5 protein-coding genes are annotated in these 5,934 nt (G+C 30.7%); 3 read left to right on the top strand and 2 right to left on the bottom strand.

Features of this window, described 5'->3' with window-relative positions; all coding sequences use genetic code 11:
* Window positions 1-875 (bottom strand): hypothetical protein (locus JCM9152_RS20670; RefSeq protein WP_035347631.1); only part of this gene is annotated, 875 nt, incomplete at its 3' end.
* A gap of 1,034 nt (window positions 876-1,909) precedes the next feature.
* Here JCM9152_RS20670 and JCM9152_RS20665 point away from each other — a divergent pair.
* Genes JCM9152_RS20665 through JCM9152_RS21645 form a run of 3 tightly spaced genes read left to right on the top strand, consistent with a single transcriptional unit; the run spans window position 1,910 to window position 4,622 of the window.
* A complete protein-coding gene (locus JCM9152_RS20665) occupies window positions 1,910-3,091 on the top strand; it encodes a nucleotidyltransferase domain-containing protein (protein WP_052016259.1) in 1,182 nt (393 codons plus the stop codon).
* The gene (locus JCM9152_RS20660) at window positions 3,039-3,794 is read left to right on the top strand and encodes a hypothetical protein (protein WP_148296570.1); all 756 of its coding nucleotides are present in this window, start codon (window positions 3,039-3,041) and stop codon (window positions 3,792-3,794) included. Before JCM9152_RS20665 ends, JCM9152_RS20660 begins: the two co-directional genes overlap by 53 nt.
* 30 nt (window positions 3,795-3,824) lie before the next feature.
* A complete protein-coding gene (locus JCM9152_RS21645; protein WP_052016258.1) occupies window positions 3,825-4,622 on the top strand; it encodes a hypothetical protein in 798 nt (265 codons plus the stop codon).
* Window positions 4,623-4,710: 88 nt separating this feature from the next.
* Here the strand turns inward: JCM9152_RS21645 and JCM9152_RS20650 are convergent, their stop codons facing one another.
* Window positions 4,711-5,862, bottom strand: a complete 1,152-nt coding sequence (locus tag JCM9152_RS20650; RefSeq protein ID WP_035347627.1) for a phospholipase D-like domain-containing protein — start codon at window positions 5,860-5,862, stop codon at window positions 4,711-4,713.
* Between the last annotated feature and the right edge of the window lie 72 nt (window positions 5,863-5,934).

The following is a 5,934-nucleotide window of genomic DNA, read 5'->3' as shown; positions in this document are numbered from 1 at the left end:
AAATCTTCTAAGTAAGTAATTATTAGTTCTTTTTCAGTTTGCTTAAAGTCATTTAAATCACATGATAAAAAAGAAATATATTCTTCTATTTGATATTCATAATATTCACTGGTTAATTTTCTATCTTTAGCTTGCTGATAAAGGTGCTTTAATTGATTTAACTCGGTATCACTTTTATCATATTTTACCGGTGTTTTTTGCAACTTTTTCTTTTCTTGTAAATATATATTATCAATTTCATCCATTAGTTGAAATAGAGTATTATACCTTAACTTTACGAATTTAATAAGGGAATCAATTCTTACCTTTTTTCCGCCACCATATTTCTTCTCAGCTCTCCTATTGTTAGAATACAGTTGAACAGAAAATTCCCCATCATTAAACGTACCGGACCAACTACTAAAAAACCGGACTTCTTTATTAAAGCCATCTAATTTTACTTTATTTCCGTTCACTGCATGTACACCAAACCATGATCTTAGCTCTTTGACATATTTCTCATCAGTATATTCTCTGTCAAATACTGTTGCTTGAAAAATACTTTTATCTTTAAGATAGGGCTGTTTTATTTTAGTGGCTTCTCCGATTGACAACCATAAATGATTCACTGATTCAACAATCATGTCAATTGTAACTAAAAAGTGCGTAAACTCAAGAGAGGATAAATTCATGCTTTTCTTCTCTTGAGGTATTGTTATACCTTCTACTGCAACAGTCAACCAATCCATACATGAACATATTTTACTCCAGACATCCTTACCCTCAACACCATTTCTTTCTTTATAATCGGCAAAGTATATTCTTACAAAATTATTATGATCATGAACCTTTTTTCTGAAATTATGGATTAAATTTGGATCCAACTCAGATATCAAATGCCTCTTCCTTTCTAAATAACTTTGAAATGCTAAGAAAAATGTCAGTCATTTAGAAAAGTTTATTCACGCAACCTTTACTATAAATGACTGACATCCGTTGTTCTAAATTATATTCATTTTTAATTCTTTTGCTTTCTGTAGTGCCTAAAGATCGCACAATCAAGAGAATAGTTTACGAATTTGACGAAGAATTATTTGAGGAGATTAGTCATGAACTTATTTAACAACTTGTGTGACATTACATTGATAATTCTTTGTCTGGAACAAAAATTAGCAGTCTATTTTCAAACGAATAGACTGCTAATTTTAACCTTTGATCTGCTAGAATCAAAATAAGGATGAGTGCCAACTGTACAAAGTATATTACATTTTCTTTGTACAGAGGAAATCCCGGCAGAATCTTTATCATGTTGACCGAAAATGCTCACAACATTCTCGGTTTTTATTTTATGCTTATTTTCTAATATTATTATACATCTCATTGAGATTAGGTTCAATCACTGTTTTTGGCGATAGGACTAATTTTTATACTAAAATATAATAATATTTCATTTACTGAGTATAGCCAATAATTGAGAAAGACAACAATGTCCCTTTTCCTCTTTTGATATTTTCGTAGTACTAGGACAGAGGGACAGGTTCATTGTCCGAGTCTTCTTGTCATCAACAGGACGATGTACCTGTCCCTTTGTCCCTCGAATTGATTAATAAAGATTCATGTCGCTATTGGGGAGAAACCTAAAGATCGTACTATAAAGAATGTTATTCAAATTTAATCACGAGGATATATTTATGGAGTAGGAGAAAGGAAACCATACTTTCTCCTTTTTTGCCCTTTCAATATAGAAGTATTTGCAAATTAAGGAAATGATGATATGCTCCTTAAAAATCCTCAAAAGGTATGGGTTATTCTTTTTAATAGATTATTAATAGCACTATATATTGTAGGAACAAATATTCTGTGTTACTATATTTAGTTTAGCGGTTGGTAATATCAAGCATTTGATAAACAATACGAAAGGGGATTTATAATGCCTGAAACAATATATAAAAAAGGTGTTTTAGAAGAAATGATTGATCAACTAGATTTACCTGAGTATGTTGTTGAAAAAACCATTCAAAGATATAAATCGTTGGGAGAATGGTTTAATAGAGAAGATAGTTCTTTCAAAGATGTAGATATAAACATATTTCCTCAAGGCTCTTTTGCATTAGGAACTACTATAAAACCTATTAACGAACAAGAAGAATATGATTTAGACATGGGTTGTAAAATCAACATCCCTAATTTTAAGTCTTTGTTTACACAGGAACAATTAAAAGAAATGGTCGGTAATGAACTAGAAAGTTATCGTGTAGCAAAAGGAATCAAGCAGGAACTAGAAGAGAAGCACCGCTGTTGGAGATTGGAGTATATGGACGAGATTAAATTTCATTTAGATATAGTTCCATGTATACCATTAAATATTGATAAGCAATCGGTTTACAAAAAACAATTAGAAGATGCTTTTAATTATGAAGAATTCTTAAACAAATCTGTGGTTGACGCAGCTATAAACATAACTGATGATCGACTTGATAATTATTCCATCATCTCGCAAGACTGGAATATTAGTAATCCAGAAGGATATATGAAATGGTTTGAGAGTCGCATGACAATAGGCGACATCGGACTATATAATCGTTCTTCAATAACGCCTGTTCCAATTTATAGCAGAAAAGCCATTCTTCAAAGATGTATTCAATTGTTAAAAAGACATCGCGATAATATGTTTGAAGAAAATGATAGTAAACCGATTTCTATTATTATAACAACTTTGGCAGCTAGAGCTTATAATGGGGAATTGAATTTAGAAGAAGCATTAATAAATCTATTGAAAAATATGCCAACATATATTAATCCTAGTACTCCCAGAGTTCCTAATCCTGTAAATCCCAATGAAGATTTTACAGACAGATGGGATACGTTGGAAGGGAAAAGATTAGATTTAGAAGGGAATTTCAAAAACTGGTTATTACAAGCCAAAGTTGATATTAACAACTTATTAAAAACGGAAAGTTATGAAACAGCTAGTTTAATCTTAAATAATAAATTCTCTTTGAAGATAAATAACAGCTTTTTAAATAAGACATACAATCTTAAAAGTGACAAGCAGGGAAATGTCACAAGCTTACCAATTAATCCACCAAAGCCTTGGGGTGATGCATATTAATATTAAAGAATTAGAAAGATTTTTAGAAAGTAACCCCCAAATGTCTTTAGCACCTTCAAATAACAAAGAGTATATTGTTAAAGGGACCTTAGCTTTCGATATAAAGAATGACTCCTACGGAAATATAAAGAACGAGTTTTCAATAAGAATTGTGATTCCTAAAAGTTACCCTAAAGAGATTCCAACAGTCTACGAAATTGGAGAAAGATTTCCCAAAACGTTAGACTATCATGTTTATCCCGATTCATCTCTATGTTTAGGTTCGCCAATGAGCTTGAAGAAGCGTATTAAGGACAACCCTACTTTAGATGGCTTTATTCATTCGTGTGTGGTTCCATACTTCTATGCAATTTCACTTAGACTTCAAGGTGAGGAAAACTTTGTATTTGGCGAGTTATACCACGGTATAGACGGTATTATTCAGGATTACCTTGAAGTTTTTGAACTTAAATATATTGATCAGGTCATTAACTTACTAGATATATTAAGTCAAAAACCAAATAGAGGTAATAAGAAGAAGTGTCCGTGTGGTTGTAAACGCATAGTAACAAAATGTTCTTTGCATAAAAAAATAGTTGAATATAGAGATGTTATGACTCGGAAGGAATTTTCTATAGATAAAGATATTATTTCTCTTTATTACGATAAGTGGAAAGAAAATCAAATGCAGAAACGTATGCGAAAATTAATACCTTATGCATAATGACAAAATAATATTAAGGGGATATGGGTAGTGAATAAGGTCCTATTTCAATGTTTATTAATCTTGTTACCAGCAATAGTAAGTATCTTTTACCCACTTCAAGATCTGGCTTATGGTATTCTCTCCTTGTTCGGTATAGACGCAACAAACTTTCATGAAGTAATAAAAAATTTCTTTAATAATGAACGAGTAATTTCTATTATTGCTGGGGTTGTTTCATCTATAGTTATTTATATTTGGAGAACAAAGACTAATAAAAATAAAATATTTAACACTGGAAATAAGTATAACGATTATCCGATATGGGTTTATTGGATGGCCAGCAAAATACTCGGCTATGGGAAGGTTAGCTTAGTAAGAGTACCGATGTATCTACAGTATAAATTACTTTTGAAAGATATTTTTCCCGAAGTAATTGTTGATAGTGATGTAGAAGAAAAAGCTCAATCAATTAATGTCACCGAAAGGAATATGGATTATCCATCAAATGAGTTGAATTTGATACTGGTTGATACCTATGAAATTACTGATAGCCAAATTCCAACAAACAAGGCTCATCTTCCTACTATTTTTATTAAAAGTGGTAATGAGATTGATAGTAATCGCTCTCTAAATCCTGAATATATAAAAGAGATAAGAAGAAGAACCAATGTCTATCACAAGATTTATAAGAAATTAAATGTATTTTGCACCACGAATACTAATCATAATCAATTAATCATAAATAAGTGTTTTAAAAATGGCAGTAGAACAGGGTTTGAAAACATCGTTGTGTATCAAGCCTCCAGAAGTAATTATATGTTCAATAGGGGATATAAAGTGTTGTAATATTAGAAAGGCCCTTGAGTAAGCAGAAAAAGTTAAATGTGATCTTGAGGTAAATACAGAAAACCTAACATTGCACAGATGTTAGGTTTTAAAACTCTTTATTTGTATTATTTATAGATGAACGGTTTTCATATATACTTTCGCTTTTTAGAATATCGGAGATGTTTTCGATCTCATTAACTAACAACTGTAATAACTTTGGTATTCTAATTTGGACTCTTTCAAAATATCCATCTAAACCGATAAATCGCTCAGTTATTTCCTGAAAATCTTCATGAGCTTTCCGCTGTCCTTCTTCAAAAGCATAATTTAAATCATCGGGATCTCCTGAATAATATTCATGCATCTTTTGTGCATAATTAATTTGCAATTCTTGAAAGTCAAAACTGGCTAATTCCTCTAACCAACCTTCTAATTTTTGAACTTGGTTATTTAGTAAGATTAGTAATTTGTTTATTCTGTCAACTATACCTGTATCTATATATGGATCAAATTCTTCAAGGATCATAACTTGTATTAAGTCTTTAGCCTCATTTATCATTTCTGTAAATCTATTTAATTTCTCAAAAGATATGGATGCGTTAGTTAAATCGAGAACCTTTTCCTCATGTGCATATCTAACTTCGGCATATGTAAAAATGCCCATATCTAAATGATCAAAGAAATCGTTACAGTCAATTAACCAATCTGCTACATATTCCATATAAACAGTATAAAAAGAAGTTGTATATCGAATAGAACGAGTTATAATTTCTGGTATTAATTGTTTTTTTATAGATTTTATATCTTCGTAATCGGTAAGTATAATTCCTGCTTCCACATTATTTTTACTTTCATCAGAGAAGTTACCTGAACCAATATATGCTATATTTTCAGTCATAATAATTTTAGAATGATTTTCATAACAGAAATAAACCGTTAAATCACAATTATAGTTATCACGATCTAATTGATTAAAATAGTCTTTAATATTTTCTAAAGCTCGATCAGCTGGTGTCTTCATTTGATTACTTCTAAAATACTTTTCATGTCTTTGCGGTAAATTCGTTATAAATGTCACCGAAACACTTTCATCTAACATTTTCAATTCGTTTAGTAAACGTGTATCAGTTTTAGAAATACTAAAAGTAACAATAATGATTTCCTTTGCAGAGGGGAAATCATCGATTACCTCTTGATACCCATAATCATGATGACTTAAAGTAATAACACCATTGGTTATGTTAGTCTTTTTAAGCATTTTCCTATCATCCCTTCAAACTATGTCTACAAGATTTTACCTCCTATGCCACCTTTTTTACCATTATGCAAC

The organism is Halalkalibacter hemicellulosilyticusJCM 9152, from assembly GCF_000513115.1.
Lineage (GTDB): Bacteria > Bacillota > Bacilli > Bacillales > Bacillaceae_D > Halalkalibacter > Halalkalibacter hemicellulosilyticus.
The sequence above is the reverse complement of the archived record's forward strand: the minus strand, read 5'-3'. Positions and strand labels throughout refer to the sequence as shown.